The following is a 22,369-nucleotide window of genomic DNA, read 5'->3' on the forward strand; positions in this document are numbered from 1 at the left end:
ATTGTCTTCAACTCCGTCGAATCAAAATATTATACCTATAATCAAGAAGGAAAGTATAGTAAGTCTTTTTGAGAAAGGCATTAGGCAAGACGGAAGGAAATTAACGGATTATAGACCTCTTTCTATAACCTTGGATTACGCAAAAAAGGCTGATGGTTCTGCGTTAGTTAAGTTAGGCACGACAATGGTATTAGCTGGGACAAAACTTGAAATAGATAAACCTTACGAAGATACGCCTAATCAAGGAAACCTCATTGTGAATGTTGAACTCCTACCTTTAGCCTATGAGACCTTTGAACCTGGGCCTCCAGATGAGAATGCTATTGAATTAGCTAGAGTAGTGGATAGAAGCTTAAGGGATTCTAAAGCTCTAGATCTAACTAAACTTGTAATAGAACCCGGTAAAAGTGTATGGACAGTATGGCTTGATGTTTATGTATTAGATTATGGTGGGAATGTATTGGACGCATGTATGTTGGCCTCAGTCGCAGCATTGTATAATACTAAAGTGTATAAGGTAGAACAAGATTCTAATGGGTTTAGAATCAATAAAAATGAAGTTGTTGGTAAATTACCATTGAATCATCCAGTAGTTACAGTGTCTATAGCAAAAGTTGACAAATATTTAATAGTTGATCCAGATTTGGATGAAGAGTCAATAATGGACACTAAGGTTTCCTTTTCCTATACGCCAGATCTAAAAATAGTGGGGATTCAAAAGAGTGGAAAGGGTAGTATGTCATTACAAGATATTGATCAGGCTGAGAATACAGCAAGATTAGTAGCTGTCAAGCTTTTAGAAGAACTTAAAAAGCAGTTAGGAATTTAATTATAGGTGGCAATTATGGGGAAAGTCACGGGAATTGCTGGAAGATACGGGGCTAGATATGGATCTACTTTAAGAAAAAAGTGGAAAGAAATAATGGAAAAGAGGTATGATGACCATCAATGTCCCTATTGCAAGACCACTGGTAAGGTTATCAGATTGGCTTCTGGAATATGGTACTGTAAGAAATGTAATTCTAAGTGGGCCGGTCTTGCATATACACCGTACTAGAATAGTTATAACTTCATCTAGAGATCCTAGTATTAGAACAAGAAATTTTTTAAATATTTTAACTTCTCTGTTACCAGACTCAGTTAAAATTACACGGGGTAAAAAAAGTAAGAAAGAGATATTTGAAAGGGCTATTAATTTAGGAGCAATATATTTATTGTTCGTATTAGCTAAGAATGGTAATCCGTTGAGAATAATTGTTTATGATTTAGAAACTTTTTCTATAAAATATTTTTTTAAATTACACGGTTTATCACTACCTTCTGACTATAATATCCCATTATATCAGATAAAAAGGCATAATAGTGTATGCACAGAACTAAATGGGTGTGATTTTCTAAGAGATTTTCTAGTCGATATGAATATCTACAACTTGTCAAATAATTGCGATGTTATTGTGAACACGAGGCTAGTCTCTAATAATATTTGTGAACTTTTGTTTACGTTATCTACGAAAAACATTAAGTTTTTGAAGATGCTATTAGAAATGTGAAGATAGAGATTTCAATTTATCCAGATAATTTCAATAAAAACGAATTCCAGGATATGATATATGATTCGATAATAATTGAAAAGATAGATACTAAATATGTAAAAATTAAGAAATCCCCTTTACAGATTGAGATAGATGCACCATCAATTACAAGAGCTAGGGCTATAATGAACTCTTATATACTTTGGATCTATACAATTCTAAAGTCACTGGAAGAGGTGGAAAAAAGTGGCCGAGAAATTACCTCCAGAAGTTCAAGCTCAACTAGCTAAGTTTCAACAGTTAAAAGATCAGCTTGATAGATTATTATTGGAAAAGTCTACTATAGAGAATGAATTAAGGGAGATAAACAAGGTATTGGAAGAATTATCAGTTCTTAATGCAGATGCTACTATTTATAAGATTGTAGGGAACTTATTGGTTAAATCGGATAAGACATCAGTAGAAAAGGAGCTTAATGATAGGAAAGAATTATTAGAACTCAGATCAAGGACTTATCAGAAGCAAGAAAGTATTTTAAGAAAGCAGCTAGAAGACTTACAAGCTAAAATAAATGAGATGTTATCAAAATATTATCCGCAAGGTGGCCAAACAGGTATAAAAGCTTAAGCTAAATAACTTATTAGTGTTATGGTAATTAGAATTTATGCTGATGATAGGGAAAAGGCTAGTGGTATACCAGAATTATTAAAGGAGTTGGGAATTACAGTAATACTATCTCAACTTAGTGTTGCTGATTATGTGATAGGTGAAGATGCTGCAGTAGAGAGGAAGTCGGTAAATGATTTGGTAAATTCGGTTTTTGACAAGAGGTTTTTTGACCAAATCAGTAGGCTTTCAGAGGTTTATAATTTTCCAATGTTAATTGTTGAAGGTGATATTAATGAAATTAGGAAAATAACTGAAAAGTGGAGAGCGATAAATAACGCTTTAATTTCTGCCACGATTGATTATAATATTAAAGTATTTTATTCTAGAGATAAAAAAGATACTGCGGAAATTTTGAAAAAAATAGCAGAGAAGTATCAATTCGGCGAAAATGGGAGTAGGAGAATTAATTTACATAATAAGGCTAAACTAGAAAGTATTTCTGATATGCAACTTTATATTGTAGAATCTTTTCCTTATGTTGGTTCTGTACTTGCTGAAAGGCTACTACTTAAGTTTGGAACTATACAGAATATTTGTAATGCATCTATATCAGAATTGGAAAAAGCATTAGGTAGTAGGAAAAAAGCTGAGGATATTTATAAAATTTTAAGGGCACACTATTCTAAAACTAACGCTGATAATGATAGTAAGAAAAGTACCTCTTTATTTGACTTCCTTTAAATTTTTTAGTCTCTTTTTTAGCATTACCTTTTAATATGGGTCTAGAGAAGTTTAAGTGCAAGAAGTTGGTGATTTCATTTGCCTAGATATAAGACAGTAGAGCAAGTTCTAAGCCTAATGAAAGATAGAACGAGAGTTAGGAATATAGGTATAATTGCTCACGTGGATCATGGAAAAACCACAACTAGTGATACGTTATTGGCAGCATCGGGTATAATATCTCCTAAAGTAGCAGGTGAAGCTCTAGCATTAGATTACTTAAGTGTTGAGCAACAAAGAGGTATAACAGTAAAGGCTGCTAACATTAGTTTGTATCACGAAGCGGAAGGTAAAGGTTATGTCATTAACTTAATTGATACACCTGGACACGTTGATTTCAGCGGAAGAGTCACGAGGAGTCTAAGAGTTTTAGATGGCTCAATCGTAGTTGTAGACGCAGTGGAAGGAATTATGACACAGACTGAAACAGTATTAAGGCAAAGCTTGGAGGAGAGAGTCAGACCAATTCTATTTATAAACAAAGTAGATAGATTGGTAAAGGAATTAAAATTAAGCCCACAAGAAATGTTAAATAGATTATTAGATATAATTAGGCAAGTTAATAACTTAATTGATATGTATGGAGAACCGGAATTTAAAGAAAAATGGATGATTAATCCGCAAGCTGGAAATGTGATATTTGGATCTGCTAAAGATAAATGGGGATTTAGTTTACCTATGGCACAGAAAAAAGGAATTAATATGAAGAATGTTATTGACGCATACACTGCTTCCGATAAGTCTAAACTTGAAGAGCTAGCTGCGCAAGCTCCTATTAATGAAGCGTTACTAGATGCTGCTATAAAGTTCGTTCCCAATCCTATTGAAGCGCAAAAGTATAGAATTCCAAAAATCTGGAAAGGAGATCTAGATAATGAATTAGCTAAGGCGATGTTAAATGCTGATCCGAATGGTCCCATAGTATTTATGATAACCGATATGAAAGTTGATCCTCATGCAGGATTAGTGGCAACAGGAAGAGTATTCTCAGGTACCCTTAGGTCTGGTGAAGAATTGTGGTTAGTTAACGCTAAGACCTCACAGAGGATACTTCAAGTTAGCCTATACATGGGTCCAACTAGGGAACTTGCAGAAGAAATTCCAGCAGGCAATATCGCAGCAGTATTAGGTTTAGATAGAGCAAGATCCGGTGAGACAGCTATATCTGTTGGTTTTAGTAATGTTCAAGGAAGTTTTGAAAGATTACATTACATATCTGAACCAGTAGTTACTATAGCCGTAGAGCCTAAGAATCCTAAAGATTTGACTAAGATGATTGATGCATTAAGGAAGCTTAGTATTGAAGATCCAAACCTGGTGGTTAAAATAAATGAAGAAACTGGAGAATACTTGTTATCTGGAATGGGTTTCTTACATTTAGAGGTATCATTGCAGCTATTACGTGAGAATTACGGTATTGACGTAGTTACTACTCCACCAATTGTTGTTTATAGGGAAAGTATAAGAGCTAAGAGCCAAGTATTTGAAGGAAAGTCTCCAAATAAGCATAACAAATTCTACTTAAGTGTGGAGCCTTTAAATGACAAGACTATAGAGCTAATAAGTAATGGCACGATAAGGGAGGATATGGATAGCAAGGAGATGGCTAAGATATTAAGAGATGAAGCCAGTTGGGACTATGATGAAGCTAAGAGAATTATTGCAATAGATGAAAACGTTAACGTCTTTGTAGATTTAACTAGTGGTGTCCAGCATTTAAGGGAAGTTATGGATACAGTACTTCAAGGATTTAGGTTAGCTATGAAAGAAGGTCCTTTAGCTCATGAACCAATTAGAGGTGTTAAGGTCATCTTACATGATGCTGTAATACACGAGGATCCTGCCCATAGAGGCCCAGCTCAGATATACCCTGCAGTTAGAAACTCCATATTTGCAGGATTCTTAACTTCCAGACCGACTTTACTAGAACCAATACAGAAACTGGACATAAGAGTGCCTGCAGATCTTATAGGTAATGTCACTGCAGTAATAACGAGAAAAAGAGGAAAGATATTGGACGTCTCTCAAATAGCTAATATGTCTAGGATAACCGCTGAGATTCCAGTTTCAGAGTCATATGATATGGCGAGTGAACTAAGAGGATCTACTGGAGGTAGGGCGTTCTGGGGTACTGAGTTTAGTAGATGGGCTCCGGTTCCGGATAGTATCTTACTGGATGTGGTTACTAAGATTAGAGAGAGGAAAGGATTACCTAAAGAGCTACCTAAAGTGGAAGATTTCTTGTCGTGAGTCGAATTGTCGATTAATTATAAAATATTCAACAATGTAAAGGCAGTGCTTTTTGATTTTGACGATACATTAGTCGATTTTAGTACGAAGGCTAATGATGCTTTAGATGCTGTAAGTAAGGATATATATACGTACATAAAGGAGAATTATCGACAAGAAATTGATATAAATATAATTAAGAAATTAGTAGAAGAGGAAAGTAAGAAATTGGATAGCCAAGGAGAGTATAATAGAAATAAATGGTGGGAGAGTATTCTAAAATCATTAAATATTGTTCACATAGATAAGTCTCAGCTTTACGATTGGACTAGCTTGTATTGGTCAATTGCTAGCCAAACTGAACCATACGAAGATGCAAAGGAAATTGTAGAATATCTAGATAGTAAGGGATATAAACTTGGCATAGTTACAAATAGTGATGGAGAAGGGGGAAATAAAAGTAGTAGATTGAAAACCTTTCCCTTAATAGATAAATTCGATTTGATATTAATAGCTGGAGAAGGAGGTATTAGACCAAAGCCTAATTTAGAGCCGTTTATAATATCATGCGAAAAGCTTTCAGTAGATCCCAGATCGTGTGTTTTTGTGGGAGACGAGCCAGTAAAAGATTGTTTAGCAGCTAAAAAGGCTAACATGATTAGTGTGCTAATAGATAGAGAAGGTAAAGTGAAAAACGCCGAACTTTATGCAGACTTTGTAATATCCAGTCTTAAGCAATTAGAAGAATTTCTTTAATATGAAATAAATTTTGTTAATGTATTCGGTAGTTATTGATTCCTTTAATTCATTAATATAATATGAATAAAACCTATAAAATATTTCATCATTTCTCAGTCTTTTTATACATCCTAAATCCTCGATACAAACGTCATTTTTTCTTGCAATGTTCAATCCCTTAATCTTATGAAATAGTTCAACTGTAGAATAAGGTTGATTAAGTTCTAGTATGCCTCCATATAATTTTACAATCTCTCTATATGCCTCCATATAATTTTTATCAAGTAAATCCTCAATATTTACTAAGTATGATTTTAGTTCTGCTGGTAATTCCACAAGATCTTTCTTAAGTTCCTCTTTCATTTCACGTGTTTTATACTCTATATTTTCATTAATTATTCTATTAATTATATCTAATATTGTACTTGCATTTAAAAATGCGTTAGACTTGTCATTTTCTATGACGTCGTATTCACCATGATAATGAATATTTCCTAAACTCTCTATTGTAATACTTGGAATTCCAACTTTTATGTATGAATACCCATCGCTATATATCTCAGGGCTTCCAACTACATTTTTAAAGTATTTGTTGGAGAGTTCAAGAAGTCCAGGTACAGCTTTTAAGATCAAACTTTCCTCACTTATATTATCCATGTTGATGTTAAGTAAGATATCGTCAGTGTTTTTGTAATTTTTCAAAAATTCTCTAGAACCATGCGACCATGAGAAGGTTGAGAAATTTAAAGAGCCCGATTCCTCTGCAGTAAATGAGATTAGATGGGTTTCGTAAACATTAGATCTAAATTCTCTCAATAAAGCCACTGCTAAAAGATTGTCTCTCTCTCCTTTAAACCAATGATCATGATGTGCTGTAATATGTATTATCTTATTTTCATTTTTCGAATTTCTTATGGCTTCGATAATATAACCTGTTGCAAAAGGGTTTATGTCAGTTTTTAGTGATATTCTACACCTACCCTTTATGTAAGGAAAATCGTTCTCCTTAATATAAAACGCTGGTATCGGCGGTGGGTAGCTAGGTCGATGACTTAGAAGGTCTCCATACTTTATCACGAATTTTCTTTTCTCGTTATTTAGGGAAAAGATTATTCCTAAACAATCATTTTCTACTGCCTCTATATACAATTTATTGATTTCGTATAGATTTTGTATCCTAATTTTCATTAAATTTCTACCATTACATTCTTTAAAGTTATCTGCTACATCTGCTTCAACCTCAGTTGATAAAGAATATGGAAGCGAAATTGCATCTATTGTTTTTGATTCGCATTCAAAAATTAGTTCTTTCTGTTCCCAATTAAGAACTCTAATCGGGATTTGCCTAATTTCATCACTATTATCTTCTAGCATTTTTCTAATTTCTCTCACTAATTTTATCTCGTTCTTTGATCCCGTTATTACTTCGCTATAATTAGATAAGGTTTTTAGATGTTGTAATAGCACAAGTGATTTATGAAGAAGTTTTTAAAAATGTTCTTTCCTCATGACGGAATATATGAGGTGCTAGTCGGTACTTCTGGGATAAAACCTATAATAAAACCACTAGGTATAATAGTTGAAGCAAATGAGCTTCGATTTAAAATATATAAAAGCACATTAACGTATTCGAATCTAGAAAAGAATCAGATATGTTCTATACATATAACCTTAGATACAAATTTTTTCATTCTTTCCATCCTAGATAAGCTGACTTTTAATATGGATAGCGAGTATAACGTCCCAATTCTCAATAATCTGAATATTATTTACGCAGAGTGCAGTAAGGTCTCTAATGCTGATCCATCAATATTTTCAGTAAACCCACTAGATTTGGAAATAAATTCTAATTTAACTAGAGCGTATAATAGGGGTGATTACATTTCGGTTGACTTTCTAGTTAATTATACTAGATTAGATATATATAAGGGTGAGGAATTAGAAAAGCTTATTAGAATTTTAGGTTATGAATTTGGCGTCATAAAACGTACGTCCCCTCAAACTTATAATCTCTTAGAGGAGATAGCGAATAAGATAAGATCAAAAGGTTTTAAGCTAGACTAATTTTCTTTACATATGACTTTTCAAGTAGCCGTAATTCCTGGTGACGGCATAGGACCAGAGTTATACGAAGGAAGTAAAAGAATTATAGCTAAGCTAATAGAGAAATACAATCTTGATATTAACTTAATTAAAGTTGAGGCTGGTGATACAGCATTAAATAAATATGGCGAAGCCTTACCTAAACAAACCTTAAGCGTTATAGAAAAGGCGGATATGATTCTAAAAGGTCCAGTTGGAGAGAGTGCAATGGATGTTGTAGTTAAATTGAGACAAATGTATGATATGTATGCAAATATTAGACCAGCTAAGTCACTGCCAAATGTTCAGTCAAAATATTCTAATGTTGATTTACTAATTGTAAGAGAAAATACAGAAGATTTGTATAAAGGGTTTGAATTTGTTCTGTCTAGTGGAGTAGCAATAGCTATTAAAGTAACCACTGAGTTTGCCTCTAAAAGAATAGTTAATGTAGCATTAAATTACGCTTTAATGAGACGTCATAAAGTTACGTGTGTTCATAAGGCTAACGTTATGAGAATTACGGATGGGCTTTTCGCAAGCGTCTGTAGGGAAGTCTTGAAAGGCAAGGTGAATTTTGATGAGATGTATGTTGATGCAGCTGCCGCCAATTTAGTGCGAGATCCAACTCGGTTTGACGTAATAGTGACTAGTAACGTTTATGGCGATATTCTAAGTGACGAGGCTAGTCAGATAGCTGGAAGTTTGGGTCTAGCTCCATCTGCAAATATTGGAGATAGGAAATCTATGTTTGAACCAGTACATGGCGCAGCTTTTGATATTGCAGGAAAAGGGATAGCTAATCCTACCGCATTTCTATTATCTGTCTCCATGATGCTTAGTAGAATGTATGATGTATCTAAGGAGAATAAATATATATTGGCATCAAAATCGCTAGAGGACGCAATTATAGAGACCTATAAAAGTGGGAATAAGCTAACGGAGGATGTTGGCGGTAATGCTAAGTTAAAGGATATGGTGGACGAAATATATAAGTATATATGATATATGTGTAATGTAAGGTTGATTGGGTACGAAGTTTAATTTTTATAAACTTGTCAAGTTTAATAGGGTATGGTGAGTTGAATTATCCACCGTTATTAAGCCTCTTACTGGTAATTATGATCCTAAGAAGATCGAAGACGAAATAATTTCATTTTGGGAAGAGAATAAAATTTACAATAAATTAAAAGATATTGTAAATAAAAGAAGGGAAAAGTTTCTGTTTATAGATGGTCCTCCATATCCTTCAAGCCCTACTCCTCATATAGGGACCATTTGGAATAAGGTAATAAAGGACTGTATATTGCGCTATGAAAGATTACTAGGTAAAAAGGTTCATGACCAACCAGGATATGATACACATGGATTACCTATAGAAGTTGCAACTGAAAGGCTACTTGGAATATCAAATAAGCAAGAGATTATAGATAAAATTGGAGTAGAGAATTTCATTAATAAATGCAAAGAGTTTGCGTTATCCAATGCGACTAAAATGACACAAAACTTTAAGGACGTTGGAGTCTTTATGGATTGGGAAAAGCCTTACTATACATTAGACCCTTCTTATATAAGCTCTTCATGGAGCGTAATTAAGAAAGCTTATGAAAAAGGGATGTTAGATAAGGGTACCGCAGTATTACATTGGTGTCCTAGATGTGAAACAACTCTATCAGATTATGAAGTGTCGGAGTATAGGGATTTAGAGGATCCTTCGATCTATGTTAAGTTTAAGATTAAAGGAGAGAAAAATAGATACCTATTAATATGGACTACTACACCATGGACTATACCATCTAATGTTTTTGTAATGATAAATAAAGACTATGATTATGCTGATGTAGAGGTTAATGGTGAGGTACTAGTACTTGCAAAAGATCGTATACAGGCTGTTATGAAAGAGGCAAGTATAACTAATTATAAGGTACTCAGAACCTACAAAGGCAGTGAGTTAATAGGAGTAAAATACGAGCATCCCCTAAGAGATTTTGTTAGCGCACAAACTAAATTAGATGATTTTCATCAAGTTGCAGATGCTGGTAATGTAGTTACATTAACCGATGGTACTGGCCTCGTACATGCTGCCACTGGACATGGTGAAGAAGACTTCTTGATAGGTCAAAAATATGGCTTTCCAGTAGTAATGTTCGTTAATGATAGGGGAGAATTTACTGAAGAAGGTGGGAAATATAAAGGATTGAAAGTTAGAGACGCATCTAAGGTGATAATTAACGATCTGAAGTCGAAAAACGCTTTATTCTTCGAAGGGAAAATAGTTCACCGTTATCCAGTATGTTGGAGATGTAAGACTCCATTAGTACTTAGGGCTATTGATCAGTGGTTCATAAGAGTTACGAAAATAAAAGATGAAATGCTTAAGGAGATAGAGAATGTAAACTGGATTCCGGATTGGGGTAAATCCAGAATATCTAACATGGTTAAGGAGCTTAGAGATTGGGTTATAAGTAGGCAAAGGTTTTGGGGAACTCCTCTTCCTATATGGATTTGTGAAAAGTGCAATAATGTGATAGTAGTTGGAAGTAGAGAAGAATTAGAGAGTATAGCAATAGATTCAGTTCCTAACGATTTACATAGACCGTGGATAGATAGTGTAAGGGTAAAATGTAATAAGTGCGGTGGAGTTGCTAAGAGAATCGCTGATGTGGCAGACGTTTGGTTCGATAGTGGTGTGGCTTTCTTTGCTAGTTTAGGTAAAGATTGGCAAGAGAAGTGGAAGGAGTTAGGTCCAGTAGATCTAGTTCTAGAAGGTCATGATCAGTTAAGGGGTTGGTTCTTTAGTTTGCTTAGATCTGGGTTAATATTGCTAGATAAAGCCCCCTATGTTTCTGTATTAGTTCATGGATTTATGCTAGACGAACAAGGTAGAGAAATGCATAAGAGTCTAGGCAATTATGTCGAACCTTCTGTAGTAATTCAAAGGTATGGAAGGGATATATTACGTTTATGGCTTCTCAGAAACACTACATGGGAGGATGCGAGATTTTCATGGAGAGCGTTAGAGCTAACTAAAAGAGATTTGCAAATAATTTGGAACACGTACGTCTTTGCATCAATGTATATGAATTTGGATAATTTTGAACCCGTTAAGTATACTCTTAACGATATTATAAAATATACTAAGATAGAAGATTTATGGATACTATCGAGATTTAACTCAATGTTAAAGAAGGTAAATGAGTCAATGAAGAATTATAAGGTTCATGAAATGGCTAATTACTTGATAAACTTTCTAGTTGAGGATGTAAGCAGGTTTTACATAAGGTTAATAAGAAAAAGAGCGTGGATTGAAGCTAACACTCAAGATAAGATAGCAATGTATTATATTCTCTATTTCGTATTAAAACAATGGATTATATTAGCATCTACTATAATTCCGTTTATTTCAGAGAAAATTTATAAATCCTTTGTAGTTAATCCTAAGGAATCAGTATCAATGGAGTCTAGTATTAATTACGATGAGAGATTTATCGATAATGAATTAGAAAGAGCTTTTGAGGTTGCCAGGGAAATAAACGAGGCGTCGTTAAACGCTAGAGCTAAGGCTGGAATAAAATTAAGATGGCCATTGGCTAAGGTTTATATTTTCGTAGAAGATGAGGATACGTTGGCTAAGGTTAATAGGATAAAAGATGTCTTGTTATCTCTGCTAAACGCTAAAGATATAGAAATAAGTAAAATAGAAGGATTCAAAAGTTTCAGTAAATATAAGGTCGAGCCTAATAGGTCGATCATAGGTAAAGAGTATAAGAGTATGTCTCCTAAAATATTGGATTATATTAGAAATAATAGCGATATAATAGCTATAGACATACTTAATAAAAAACAGCACGTTGCTAGAATAGATAATGTTGATGTAATACTTGATACTTCGCACGTGATTATCTCAGAAGAGACTATTGAAGGTTATGTTTCATCTAAATTTGCTCAGGGTATAGTGGTCATAAGTAAGGAAATTTCCGAGAGTGAAGAGGAAGAGGGATTAGTTAGGGACATAATAAGGAGGATACAGTTCATGAGAAAACAACTAAAACTGAATGTTGTAGATTATATTGAGATTAGTATAAAGGCGCCAGAAGAAAGAGTAAAAACGATACAAAAATGGGAGGAATTTATTAAGAGTGAGACTAGGGGGAATAAGGTAATTTTAGGTGATCCTAAAGGAGATATCATAATGGATTGGGATATAGAAGGAGAATCTTATATAATAGGGATAAAGAAGTCTACATGATGTTTCCTTTTCCACGCTATAAGCCCTTAAATGTTGCTCTTTTTTTGTCTATATTTGATATTGAAAATTCTCTTCTTGAAATTACGTTAAAACTTTCATTTATACTTAGAGTCACAAATACGTTTAGAGTCAATAAAATTTACTGGATAACAGATTCCGTAAATTCTGCTAAATTAGAAAAAATAATTAAAGATCTTACAAAATATGCTCTTTTACCTCCGTATCTTAAAAAATATGTTCCTATAAGTCGTAATTTAAAGAAAGTTGGTTTAATGAGCCCCCTGGCAATACCATATCACCTTATTTTTAAACAAGTTGTTGAAGGCGAGATAAGATTAGGCTTTAAGGGTGATTTCGGTTTAAAAAAGAGAATAAATTCATCATCAAAGTCCATTCTGATTACTGACTCCCTAAAAGTTGGTTATATCGATTATAGTGGTTTCTATTATAGCGGAGTTAAAAACGAGTTTGTAGACTTTAACAAGATACTCAACTTTGACAATCTTATAATTGCCAGTAGGAATGGAAAAAATCCCTTAAAAGCAAAGGAAGAGTTGGCCAACTTGTACAGTAAATATGGCCTTACTTTGCTTATTGGACCACCAGCTGGAAATCTATTACAAAGGTTAGGTAAACAATATTTGGATAAGTCATATAACTTCGTTATTAAACAAGGAGTTTTAGATATAAGGGCAGAAGAGGCATTGGCTTATTCTCTGTCTATTCTAAACCTTCTGTTAAGTTAGATTTATAATGCTTGAGTGATAGGTGAAATAGCAATTAGCGGGGATTAAGAATGGGTCATCGAAAGTTAGCCTCACCTAGACGTGGATCAGCTGGTCTTAGACCTAGGAAAAGATCATCTGAGTTATTACCAACACCTAGAACATGGCCACAAATAAATTCGCCGAATCCAAAATTGTTGGGCTTTGTGGGATATAAGGTTGGCATGTCGCATGTTTTTATGATTGATGATTGGCCTAACTCTCCTACTAATGGTAAAGAGATATATATGCCAGTTACAGTTCTAGAAGTACCTCCAATTATACCGTTGGCTTTGAGAGCTTATGCAGTGGATGGTAAAGGCGAACCAAACGTAATAACAGAATATTGGTCTCCCTCTTCTTTACAGTTCTTGGATATTACGAGAAGAATTCATTCTCTTTCATCCTTTTTGAAAAATGATGAAAGTAAAAAGAAGTTTGAGGAAAATTTTGGTAGTAAGTTAGATCTTATCAAATCTAACCTAGATAGAATAGTCTACTTTAGACTCTTGGTAGCTACACAACCTAGGAAGATACCATCATTAGGTAAAAAAGTGCCAGATTTAGTAGAGATCCAGATAGGTGGAGGAGAAAAGAAAGCACAACTAGATTATGCACTAAACGTTTTAGGAAAAGAAATTTCAATTAAAGACGTTTTCAAGGAGGGTCAACTAATAGATGTGATAGGAGTTACTAAGGGCAAAGGTTTCGCTGGTGTGATAAAAAGGTACAGTGTAGTAGAATTACCTAGATGGCATAAGCATAGAAAAGGAAGTAGGAAAATAGGTACTAGAGGTCCGTCTTTAGGGACACCTAGCTATACACCTCAGCCGGGTCAGCTAGGTTTTCACAGAAGAACAGAATATAATAAGAGAATTATAAAAATTGGTGATGATCCTAAGGAGATAAATCCTGCAGGTGGCTTTGTAAGGTACGGAATAGTTAGGAACACGTATATTTTGTTGGAAGGTTCTATATTAGGTTCAAAGAAAAGGCCGATATTCTTAAGAGAGGCTGTTAGACCTTCTTATGTTTTTGAAAACGCTCCTAAGATAACTTATGTTAACCTTTTAAGTCAGCAAGGGTGAAAATAAATGTATTTAGAACCAGTTAAGAAAAAATCTGTGATTTTAGATAAAGATGGAAATAAGGTAAAAGAGGTAGAGTTACCTTTCATTTTTTCGTTTCCGGTAAGAAAAGATATAATAAGAAGAGTATTTTTAGCAGAGTTTACACATTCTCTGCAACCAAAAGGCAGAGATCCTATGGCAGGCAAAAGAACGTCAGCTGAGAGTTTTGGAATAAATCTAGGTATGGCCAGAGTTCCTAGAGTTAAAAACTCTGGAGAAGCTGCCTTAGCACCTAATACCGTAGGTGGTAGGTTAACATTTCCGCCTTCGGTAGACAAAAAGCTTGTAGAAGAGGTGAACGATAAGGAGAAACAATTGGCAGTAATTAGTGCGTTAAGCGCTACAGCAGACACAGTTTTCGTTAAGGCTAGGGGACATGTATTTAAAGATTCAGTAAGTTTTCCTATAGTAGTATCTGATGATATTGTTAGTCTAAAAACTGCAAGCGAGGTTGAAGAATTTTTAGAGAAGATAGGTGTTTATGATGATGTAAAGAGAGTAAAAGAGAGGATTAGGATAAGGGCTGGAAAGGGTAAAATGAGAGGTAGAAAATATAAGGAACCAATAGGCCCACTAATAATAGTACACGACAGTAATTCTCCAATAGTTAAGGCAGCACGAAACATAGCTGGAGTTGACGTAGTTAACGCTAAAGATGTAAGCGTTATTCATCTGGCTCCAGGTGCGCACCCCGGCAGGCTTACTATTTATACTGAAAATAGCATAAAGATTTTAGATGAGCGATTGAGTAAGAGGTTGGTGAGTTAGAATGATTCAAATGGCTTTAGCTACAGAGAAAGCATTAAAACTTATTGAGTCCTATAATACACTTACATTAATAGTAGATAAGAATGATACAAGGGATGACATTAAGAAATCTGTTGAAAGATTATTTGGTGTTAAGGTGGTAAAAGTTAACGTGGTTATAACATCTCAAGGTTACAAGAAGGCATATGTAAAATTAGACCCAACATATAAAGCAAGTGATATAGCCCATAGATTGGGCATTTTGTGAGGTGATATAGAATGGGTAAGAATTTATTACAGCAGAGGGCGGGAAAAGGTTCTCCAACTTTTAGGAGTCCAAGTTGGCTACGAATAGGTAAGGTAAGGTATCCCAACATTTTTGGACATCTTGTAGGCAAGGTAATAGACATAGTGCATAATCCAGGGATGAATGCGCCTGTTGCTATCATAAAATTAGAGAACGGAACCAGGTTTTTAACGCAAGCAATTCAAGGTTTGGTTATTAACCAGAAGATCGAATTCGGTAAAGGATCTCCAATAGCTAATGGTAATGTTATAGAGATAGGTGATGCGCCAGAAGGTACAGTAGTATGTAATGTTGAAGAAAATTTTGGAGACGGAGGCAAATACGCTAGAAGTGCTGGTTCATATGCAGTAGTAGTAGGCAAGAGCGGTGATAAGGTGTTAATTAAATTACCTTCAGATAAGATAAAAGCAGTTTCAAATAAGGCTAGAGCTACCGTTGGTGTAGTGGCTGGTGGTGGAGTTATAGAAAAACCACTATTGAAAGCTGGAGCTAATTATTGGAAGTATAAAGTAAAGGCTAAGAAATGGCCTATTGTAAGGGGTGTTGCAATGAATGTAGTCGATCATCCTCATGGTGGTGGACTACATCAGAGTGTAAGCAGACCTTCTACGGTATCTAGAAATGCTCCTCCAGGTAGAAAAGTTGGTCATATTGCGGCAAGGAGAACAGGAAGGAAGGAGGGTAAGTGAATTTTATAAATGAAAAGGAAATAGGTGAAACTAGATGTCATTAGAAATACCACCTGAATGGAAGAACTTTAAATACAGAGGTAAGAGTATAGATGAGTTACTAAATATGCCAATGGATGAGTTTATTAAGTTACTACCTTCAAGGCAACGAAGATCATTAAAACGTGGATTTACTGATGCACAAAGGCATTTGCTGGAAAAAGTAAGGAAATATAGAAGAGAAGGAAAGGTTAATAAGACCATAAAGACGCATGTCAGAAACTTAGTTATATTGCCAGAGCTGATTGGTCTTAAGATGGCTGTCTATAATGGAAAGGAATTTGTTGAATTTACAGTTACGCCAGAAATGATAGGTCATTACTTGGGAGAGTATTCAATAACCACTAAGAAGGTTGAACATGGAGAACCAGGATTAAAGGCTACAAGGTCAAGTTTATTCTTAGCAATGAAAGGATGATCAGCTATGGCAAGTTGGAATTATCCTCAATTAAATCTTGATGAGTTGAAAATTGCAAAAGCTGTGATAAGAGATGTTCCTGCATCCATAAGAGATCTTTATAATGTTTGCAAAGCTATTAGAGGAATGTATCTTAATGATGCGAAAGATTTTCTAAACAGAGTTTTAGAAGAAAAGGAAGCCCTACCATTTTGGAGATATAATAAGGGTGCATCACATAAAGCTAATATATCTGCTAAATGGAAAATAAAGGCTGGTAGATATCCAAAGAAAGCTATAAGGCAAGTGTTAAAGTTGTTAGAAAACGCTGAGGCTAATGCAACTAATAAAGGGCTGGATGTCGATAAATTAATTATAAGGCATATAGCTGCCCACAAGGGTATAACATTAGAAAGATATATGCCCAGAGCATTTGGGAGGGCTACTGCAAAGTACAGAAGGACATCTAATGTAGAGGTAATCTTAGAGGAGGTGGAGTAAGATACCAAACATCAAGAGATATTTCCTTGAGAAGTCTATAGTGAAAGTCAAGATTGATGAGTATCTAGCTAAGCAATACTATAATGCTGAGTATGCAGGAGTAGAAGTATTGAAGACTCCAATTGGAACTAGAGTTATAATATATGCAGGAAGACCTTCAATGATAATAGGAAGGGGTGGAAGAAATATAAAACAGCTTGCACAAATCTTCGAAAAAGTTTTTGGTTTAGAGAATCCACAAATTACAATAACGAATGTGGAGAACCCGGAGCTCAATGCTAGAGTAATGGCATTTAGGTTGGCGATAGCTTTAGAAAAGGGATATCACTTTAGGAGAGCCGCTTTCATATCAATGAGAAGAATTATGAATGCCGGTGCATTAGGTGCGGAAATAATAATAAGCGGCAAGCTTACTACGGAGAGGGCAAGATATGAGAAGTTAAAGGAGGGTATTGTGTATAAGAGCGGGCAACAATTAGAGAAGATGATAGATAGGGCAATTGCTATAGCGATGTTAAAGCCTGGAATATTTGGTGTCGAGGTAGTTATAACTAAACCACTGAAGATTGAAGATAAAATCAGTTTGAAAGAGTCTCCTTCCGTTCCTCAAGAGGTATCAGTAACTAATGTAACTTTTATTGAAGAATCCTCACAAAAGAGTGAGGAGAAAGGTGAGGGTGAGAAAGAATGACGGTAGATCTTGAAGAGTTAAGGAAAATGGAAAAAGGAGAGTTGTTAAAAAAGGTGGATGAGCTAAGATTGGAATTAATGAAACTTAGAGTGCAAGCTAGAATGGGAACTTTAAAGAACACTGCAAGCATTAGAAACACAAGAAAAGACATAGCAAGAATATTAACAGTTTTAAGTGAAAAGAAGAGAGAAGGTAAAGGAAAAGCAAAAGTGGAGAATAAATAATTTTATATGTTTTATGATTTTGGATTATATTAATTCTAAAATAAGGATTTTATGGTACACGGATCCTTCTCTAATTTCTAGAGAAGGTCTTATTTTACTAGAGACAGAAAAAACATTTTTGATTAGGTTAAAGGGGAAAAACAAGGTTATAAGGATATTTAAAGCTCATGGTATATTTGAGATAACTTTTAAAGGTAAGTCTTTTATAATAGCTGGCTATAAGCTGGTAAGAAAACCTTGGAGAAGAATTTAGGTGAGCTAGATGGGATCTAAGGGGAAGATAGTAAAGGACCCGGGGATACCTAATGTTGTTATTCCCGAGAAGGCATGCGAAGATGAAGATTGCCCTTATCATGGATCATTGAGAGTTAGGGGTATGACACTGGAAGGAGTCATTGTAAAGTATAAAGGTACTAAAGCTGCACTTATAGAAAGGCAATACTTATACTATGACTCGAAATATAAGAGATATGAAAGGAGAAGGAGTAGGATACATGCTCATGTACCACCGTGTGTTAATGTTAGAGAGGGAGATAAAGTTATAATTGGCGAATGTAGACCTCTTTCTAAATCTATAAGTTTTGTGGTATTAAGCAAGGTGAGTTAAAGTGTCAGAAAAGATTCAAGTTTTAGGATCCAGAAAAGGTTTAACGCCAGGTCTACAGCATTATTCAGTAGTTAACGTTGCTGATAATAGTGGAGCAAAAGAAGCTATGATAATTGGAGTGTATGGTTATAGAGGTGTTCTGAGAAGAGTTCCATTTGCCAATATTGCCGATATGGTTATGGTCTCAGTTAAGAGAGGAACACCAGAGGTTAGAAAACAGAAATTTAGGGCAGTAATAGTGAGACAAAGAATGCCATATAGAAGATCAGATGGTACTTGGATCTCCTTTGAAGATAATGCAGTAGTGATAATAAACCCAGACGGAACACCAAAAGGTACTGAAGTTAGGGGTCCAATAGCAAGAGAAGCAGCTGAAAGATGGCCAAAAATAGCAAGTCTTGCTACATTGGTGGTGTAGGAAATATGGTATCTCTTAAACCTTCTAAACAGAGGAAATTATTATACACTTTACCATTACATCAAAGGAAGAAGTTGTTGATTGCTAAAGTCTCTGATGAGATTGCCTCTCAATATGGTATAAAACGTATTAGAGTGAGAAAAGGTGATACTGTTAGGGTAATGCGGGGAAGTCATAGTGGAAAGGAAGGGAAGGTAACTGAAATTAATACTAGGACTGGAAGATTAGCAATAGAAGGGATAACGAGGAAAAAAGCTGATGGAACACCAGTATATGTGTGGATTCACGCATCTAAAGTAATGATAACTAAGTTAGATCTGAGTGATCCAAGAAGGAGAGAAAAGTTAGAAAAATCTAAGAAGTGATGAAAAATGGCGCATATAACAAGATTTGAAACACCTTGGTTTTTAGTAATAAGCAAAAAACAATATAAGTGGACGGTTAGACCTAATGCTGGACCTCACCCTATAGGGAAAAGTATACCTTTGGCTGTTGTAATTAGGGATTATCTTAAACTTGCGGGAACGGTAAGAGAGGCTAAGCATATAATATTTAACGGTAAAGTTTTAGTCGATGGCAAGGTAAGGAAAGACTATAAATACCCTGTTGGACTTATGGACATTGTTTCAATTCCCTCCGCTGATCTATATTTTAGAGTTCATCCTGATAACGTTAGGTTTATGAGGTTATCCAAGATATCCGCAGATGAGGCTCATTATAAGTACGTTAGGATCATGAATAAAACTACAATAAAGGGAGGAGGTATTCAGCTTAATTTAGAGGATGGAAGAAATATCCTAGTCGATAAAGAAACTGCAAAGAATTTCAAAACGCTTATGACATTAAAGATTGAGTTACCAAGCCAAAATATAGTGGATTCATTCACTATCTCTGAAGGCTCATATGCAATCTTTGTAGGCGGTAAGAACGTCGGTATTCACGGTGTTGTTAAAAATATAAATTTGAGTAAGTTTAAGTCTAGAAAATATAGTGTGATAACACTAGAAAGCAAAGGTGGTAATACTTATCAGACTAATCTCATGAATGTGATGAGTATAGGTAGGGAAAAACCTGATATGAGAGTTGATTAAAATGACAGAGTCTACTTTATCTGTTAATCAAAATCCAATGAGGAAAGTTAAGTTAGCCAAGGTTACTGTTAATATAGGACTTGGTGAATCTGGAGATAGGTTACAGAAAGCTTATCAACTTTTACAAGAGTTAACTGGAGCTAAACCAGTATATACTATTTCCAAGAAAACTATAAGGGAGTTTGGAATTAGAAAAGGTCAAGAAATTGGAGTTAAGGTGACCTTAAGGGGTACTCAAGCTGAGGGATTCTTAAGAAAGGTTTTAGAAGCTATAGGATATAGATTAAAGAAAAGTAGTTTTGATGAATATGGTAACATATCTTTTGGGATTGCGGAACATGTGATCTTACCAGGTGCAAGATATGATCCAGAAATAGGTATATTCGGCATGGATATAGCTATCACTCTCGAGAGAGCTGGCTATAGAATTTCGAGACGAAGAAGAAAAAAGACTAGAATTCCAAGGAGGCATAGGGTTACGAAGGAAGAAGCTATGGAATTTTTAAGAAATAATTTTAATGTACAGTTGATAGAAGGGTGAATGAAATGGGAAAATACAAGCCTCCAGCCGAGAGAAAATATGGTAAAGGAGTTCAAGCTTGCCAGAGATGTGGAAGTAGGGATTCTGTAATTCAAAAATATGGGATTTATTTATGTAGACAATGTTTTAGAGAAGTCGCGTATGAGTTAGGGTTTAGGAAGTATTGGTGATAGGTTATGGTATTCGTAAATCCGTTGGCAAATGCGTTAACGTCTATCTACAACAATGAGATGAGAAGGAATAAACAAGCTATTATAATGCCAGCGTCTAAATTGGTAATAAATGTTTTAAGAGTTATGCAGAAGGAGGGTTATGTAGGAGAATTTGAGTATATTGATGATGGTAGATGGGGCAAGATTACAGTACAGTTGTTAGGAAGAGTTAACAAGTGTGGACCAATAACTCCACGATATCCTCTTAGTTATAGACAGATGATTGCATTACCAGATTATATCAGGCGTTACTTACCATCAAAAGAGATTGGTATAATTATTGTTTCGACATCTAAAGGAGTAATGTCTCATAAAGAAGCAGCTAGAATGCGACTAGGAGGAGTAGCATTGGGATATGTATATTGAGGTGATTTTTAATGCAGATAGTAATTTTAAGGGAAGAGATTGAAATTCCGAGCAATGTAAATGTTGATTTAAAAGGCTCAGTAATTAAGATGAAAGGACCTAAAGGTGAAGTAGTCAAAGATTTCAGCTTTGCTAGGGGTATACAAATTAGTTTAGATGGAAATAAGATAGTGTTAGAAACTACATTTGCTAATAGACGAAAAAAGGCGGCCTTCTATAGCATAGTTAGTCATATCAAAAATATGATAACTGGAGTAACTAAGGGTTATAGGTATTATCTTAAAATTATATATACGCACTTTCCAACATCTGTAAAGGTAGTAGGGAACGAAGTTCAAATAACTAATCTAATAGGTGAAAAGAATATAAGGAGGGCGCCAATACTGCAGGGCGTTAAGGTTACTGTGAAAGGTGAAGATATAGTTGTGGAGGGCCCGAATTTAGATGCTGTTGCCCAAACTGCAGCAAATATTGAGGCAGCTTCAAAGATAACTGGTTTTGATAGACGTATCTTCTCGGATGGAATTTTCATCTATAAAAAAGAGGTGGTTGAATGACCGAAGAAAAAATACAGTTATATAGGAAAAAGATTTATGTAATAAGGCAAAAGCTTAAGGCAAAGAAGCCAAGGTTCTTACGTTATGATTCCGACAAGTTCTTCAGATTAGGAAGACAGGAAAAATGGAGAAGACCCTACGGAAGAGATAATAAGACTAGATTAAAAGTTAGGGGATTTCCTGCTATAGTGAGTGTTGGTTACAGACTGCCTAAAGAAGTTAGGGGATTTCATCCAAGTGGATTAAGGCAAGTTATAGTTCATAATATTAACGATCTAGTTAAAGTGCAAAATCAAAAAGACAGTGTTATTGTAACAATAGCTTCTTCAGTTGGTTTTAAAAAGAGGCTTGAAATTCTAAATAAAGCTAGGGAATTGGGTTTGAAGGTAAGTAATGAGGGTGTCAGTGCATGACTAACTTGAAAGCTCAAAAAAGGCTAGCAGCATCGGTTGCAGGGGTAGGAATAAGCAGAGTTAAGATTGTTGAGGATTATATTGAGGACGTTCAAAGCTCACTAACCAGAGAAGAAATTAGGAATTTGATAAAGGATGGTAAGATTATAATCCTTAAAAAGGTTGGAATAAGCGGCGGTAGAGTAAAGGAGAGAAGAAAAAAGAAGAGCCTTAAGAGTGAAGGGAAAAAGGCAGGAAGTAGAAAAGGCAAGAAGGGAGCAAGGGCAAATAGCAAACGAATGTGGGTTAAGAGGATAAGAAAAATAAGGGCTTATCTTAAATGGTTGAGAGATCATAAGGTTATTGATAGTCATACTTATAGGGAATTATACTTAAAAGCCAAGGGTGGCAACTATAAGGGAGTTTCAGATGTTAGGAACATCTTAATACAGATGGGGAAATTAAGAGGTGAGTAAA

At 34.9% G+C, this 22,369-nt stretch carries 32 protein-coding genes; 31 read left to right on the forward strand and 1 reads right to left on the reverse strand.

Annotation, left to right across the window (positions count from 1 at the left end):
• The first annotated feature begins 1 nt into the window (after position 1).
• The 8 genes from rrp42 (at position 2) to J5U23_RS12960 (ending at position 5,906) form a co-directional block, all read left to right on the forward strand.
• A complete protein-coding gene (gene rrp42 / locus J5U23_RS12925) occupies positions 2-829 on the forward strand; it encodes an exosome complex protein Rrp42 (RefSeq protein WP_218258556.1) in 828 nt (275 codons plus the stop codon).
• Positions 830-844: 15 nt separating this feature from the next.
• Positions 845-1,057 (forward strand): 50S ribosomal protein L37ae, encoded by a 213-nt coding sequence (locus J5U23_RS12930; protein ID WP_012716175.1) that lies wholly within the window; start codon positions 845-847, stop codon positions 1,055-1,057.
• A complete protein-coding gene (locus J5U23_RS12935) occupies positions 1,038-1,550 on the forward strand; it encodes a Brix domain-containing protein (protein ID WP_218258557.1) in 513 nt (170 codons plus the stop codon). The genes J5U23_RS12930 and J5U23_RS12935 overlap by 20 nt, the downstream gene beginning before the upstream one ends.
• Positions 1,547-1,822: a KEOPS complex Pcc1 subunit gene (locus J5U23_RS12940; protein WP_218258558.1), complete on the forward strand. Its 276-nt coding sequence runs from the start codon at positions 1,547-1,549 to the stop codon at positions 1,820-1,822. The genes J5U23_RS12935 and J5U23_RS12940 overlap by 4 nt, the downstream gene beginning before the upstream one ends.
• Positions 1,779-2,159: a prefoldin subunit beta gene (locus J5U23_RS12945; protein ID WP_012711409.1), complete on the forward strand. Its 381-nt coding sequence runs from the start codon at positions 1,779-1,781 to the stop codon at positions 2,157-2,159. The genes J5U23_RS12940 and J5U23_RS12945 overlap by 44 nt, the downstream gene beginning before the upstream one ends.
• Positions 2,160-2,180: 21 nt before the next feature.
• A complete protein-coding gene (xpf, locus tag J5U23_RS12950) occupies positions 2,181-2,882 on the forward strand; it encodes a 3'-flap repair endonuclease Xpf (RefSeq protein WP_218258559.1) in 702 nt (233 codons plus the stop codon).
• 78 nt (positions 2,883-2,960) lie between these two features.
• Positions 2,961-5,171 carry an elongation factor EF-2 gene (locus J5U23_RS12955; protein WP_012711411.1) on the forward strand — a complete coding sequence of 737 codons (2,211 nt, stop codon included), beginning with the start codon at positions 2,961-2,963 and terminating at the stop codon, positions 5,169-5,171.
• Between the two features lie 6 nt (positions 5,172-5,177).
• Complete coding sequence (locus tag J5U23_RS12960) at positions 5,178-5,906, forward strand: HAD family hydrolase (RefSeq protein ID WP_218266371.1); 729 nt, start codon at positions 5,178-5,180, stop codon at positions 5,904-5,906.
• On the opposite strand, the gene J5U23_RS12965 is transcribed toward J5U23_RS12960, so the two are convergent.
• A complete protein-coding gene (locus J5U23_RS12965; RefSeq protein ID WP_218258561.1) occupies positions 5,889-7,355 on the reverse strand; it encodes a M28 family peptidase in 1,467 nt (488 codons plus the stop codon). The two genes, J5U23_RS12960 and J5U23_RS12965, sit on opposite strands and share 18 nt — an antisense overlap.
• A 9-nt stretch (positions 7,356-7,364) precedes the next feature.
• Between J5U23_RS12965 and J5U23_RS12970 the strand changes: the two genes are divergently transcribed.
• From J5U23_RS12970 to J5U23_RS13080, 23 genes are all read left to right on the forward strand, one after another.
• Complete coding sequence (locus J5U23_RS12970; protein ID WP_218258562.1) at positions 7,365-7,952, forward strand: DUF447 domain-containing protein; 588 nt, start codon at positions 7,365-7,367, stop codon at positions 7,950-7,952.
• Between the two features lie 12 nt (positions 7,953-7,964).
• Positions 7,965-8,975 carry an isocitrate/isopropylmalate family dehydrogenase gene (locus J5U23_RS12975; protein WP_218258563.1) on the forward strand — a complete coding sequence of 337 codons (1,011 nt, stop codon included), beginning with the start codon at positions 7,965-7,967 and terminating at the stop codon, positions 8,973-8,975.
• Positions 8,976-9,069: 94 nt separating this feature from the next.
• Entirely contained in the window at positions 9,070-12,219 is a 3,150-nt protein-coding gene (gene ileS, locus J5U23_RS12980) for an isoleucine--tRNA ligase (protein ID WP_218267550.1), read from the forward strand.
• Positions 12,216-12,965 (forward strand): RNA methyltransferase, encoded by a 750-nt coding sequence (locus J5U23_RS12985; RefSeq protein ID WP_218260297.1) that lies wholly within the window; start codon positions 12,216-12,218, stop codon positions 12,963-12,965. The genes ileS and J5U23_RS12985 overlap by 4 nt, the downstream gene beginning before the upstream one ends.
• Positions 12,966-13,015: 50 nt before the next feature.
• A complete protein-coding gene (locus tag J5U23_RS12990; protein WP_218258564.1) occupies positions 13,016-14,071 on the forward strand; it encodes a 50S ribosomal protein L3 in 1,056 nt (351 codons plus the stop codon).
• Positions 14,072-14,077: 6 nt separating this feature from the next.
• Complete coding sequence (gene rpl4p / locus J5U23_RS12995) at positions 14,078-14,881, forward strand: 50S ribosomal protein L4 (protein WP_218258565.1); 804 nt, start codon at positions 14,078-14,080, stop codon at positions 14,879-14,881.
• 1 nt (position 14,882) lies between these two features.
• Positions 14,883-15,128, forward strand: a complete 246-nt coding sequence (locus tag J5U23_RS13000; protein WP_218258566.1) for a 50S ribosomal protein L23 — start codon at positions 14,883-14,885, stop codon at positions 15,126-15,128.
• A gap of 11 nt (positions 15,129-15,139) precedes the next feature.
• Positions 15,140-15,856, forward strand: a complete 717-nt coding sequence (locus J5U23_RS13005; protein WP_218258567.1) for a 50S ribosomal protein L2 — start codon at positions 15,140-15,142, stop codon at positions 15,854-15,856.
• A 34-nt stretch (positions 15,857-15,890) separates the two neighbouring features.
• Positions 15,891-16,313, forward strand: a complete 423-nt coding sequence (locus J5U23_RS13010) for a 30S ribosomal protein S19 (protein ID WP_218258568.1) — start codon at positions 15,891-15,893, stop codon at positions 16,311-16,313.
• A 6-nt stretch (positions 16,314-16,319) separates the two neighbouring features.
• Positions 16,320-16,793 carry a 50S ribosomal protein L22 gene (locus J5U23_RS13015; RefSeq protein WP_218258569.1) on the forward strand — a complete coding sequence of 158 codons (474 nt, stop codon included), beginning with the start codon at positions 16,320-16,322 and terminating at the stop codon, positions 16,791-16,793.
• 1 nt (position 16,794) lies between these two features.
• A complete protein-coding gene (locus tag J5U23_RS13020) occupies positions 16,795-17,484 on the forward strand; it encodes a 30S ribosomal protein S3 (protein WP_039698539.1) in 690 nt (229 codons plus the stop codon).
• Positions 17,481-17,708, forward strand: a complete 228-nt coding sequence (gene rpmC / locus J5U23_RS13025; RefSeq protein ID WP_012711425.1) for a 50S ribosomal protein L29 — start codon at positions 17,481-17,483, stop codon at positions 17,706-17,708. The genes J5U23_RS13020 and rpmC overlap by 4 nt, the downstream gene beginning before the upstream one ends.
• Positions 17,709-17,721: 13 nt before the next feature.
• Positions 17,722-17,961: a ribonuclease P protein subunit gene (locus J5U23_RS13030; RefSeq protein WP_218258570.1), complete on the forward strand. Its 240-nt coding sequence runs from the start codon at positions 17,722-17,724 to the stop codon at positions 17,959-17,961.
• Between the two features lie 9 nt (positions 17,962-17,970).
• Positions 17,971-18,315 carry a 30S ribosomal protein S17 gene (locus tag J5U23_RS13035; RefSeq protein WP_218258571.1) on the forward strand — a complete coding sequence of 115 codons (345 nt, stop codon included), beginning with the start codon at positions 17,971-17,973 and terminating at the stop codon, positions 18,313-18,315.
• Between the two features lies 1 nt (position 18,316).
• Positions 18,317-18,733, forward strand: a complete 417-nt coding sequence (locus tag J5U23_RS13040) for a 50S ribosomal protein L14 (protein ID WP_218258572.1) — start codon at positions 18,317-18,319, stop codon at positions 18,731-18,733.
• 5 nt (positions 18,734-18,738) lie between these two features.
• A complete protein-coding gene (gene rplX / locus J5U23_RS13045) occupies positions 18,739-19,098 on the forward strand; it encodes a 50S ribosomal protein L24 (RefSeq protein ID WP_218258573.1) in 360 nt (119 codons plus the stop codon).
• Between the two features lie 6 nt (positions 19,099-19,104).
• The gene (locus J5U23_RS13050) at positions 19,105-19,824 is read left to right on the forward strand and encodes a 30S ribosomal protein S4e (protein WP_218266372.1); all 720 of its coding nucleotides are present in this window, start codon (positions 19,105-19,107) and stop codon (positions 19,822-19,824) included.
• 1 nt (position 19,825) lies between these two features.
• Entirely contained in the window at positions 19,826-20,365 is a 540-nt protein-coding gene (locus J5U23_RS13055) for a 50S ribosomal protein L5 (protein WP_218258575.1), read from the forward strand.
• A 5-nt stretch (positions 20,366-20,370) separates the two neighbouring features.
• On the forward strand, positions 20,371-20,535 hold the full coding sequence (locus J5U23_RS13060) for a 30S ribosomal protein S14 (RefSeq protein ID WP_012711432.1): 165 nt from the start codon (positions 20,371-20,373) through the stop codon (positions 20,533-20,535).
• 6 nt (positions 20,536-20,541) lie between these two features.
• Complete coding sequence (locus J5U23_RS13065; RefSeq protein WP_012711433.1) at positions 20,542-20,943, forward strand: 30S ribosomal protein S8; 402 nt, start codon at positions 20,542-20,544, stop codon at positions 20,941-20,943.
• Positions 20,944-20,954: 11 nt separating this feature from the next.
• Positions 20,955-21,500 carry a 50S ribosomal protein L6 gene (locus J5U23_RS13070; RefSeq protein ID WP_218266373.1) on the forward strand — a complete coding sequence of 182 codons (546 nt, stop codon included), beginning with the start codon at positions 20,955-20,957 and terminating at the stop codon, positions 21,498-21,500.
• On the forward strand, positions 21,497-21,913 hold the full coding sequence (locus J5U23_RS13075; RefSeq protein WP_218258577.1) for a 50S ribosomal protein L32e: 417 nt from the start codon (positions 21,497-21,499) through the stop codon (positions 21,911-21,913). The genes J5U23_RS13070 and J5U23_RS13075 overlap by 4 nt, the downstream gene beginning before the upstream one ends.
• Positions 21,910-22,368: a 50S ribosomal protein L19e gene (locus tag J5U23_RS13080; RefSeq protein WP_218266374.1), complete on the forward strand. Its 459-nt coding sequence runs from the start codon at positions 21,910-21,912 to the stop codon at positions 22,366-22,368. Before J5U23_RS13075 ends, J5U23_RS13080 begins: the two co-directional genes overlap by 4 nt.
• Position 22,369: the final 1 nt, after the last annotated feature.

Origin of the sequence: Saccharolobus shibatae B12 (assembly GCF_019175345.1) — an archaeon.
GTDB classification, from domain to species: domain Archaea; phylum Thermoproteota; class Thermoprotei_A; order Sulfolobales; family Sulfolobaceae; genus Saccharolobus; species Saccharolobus shibatae.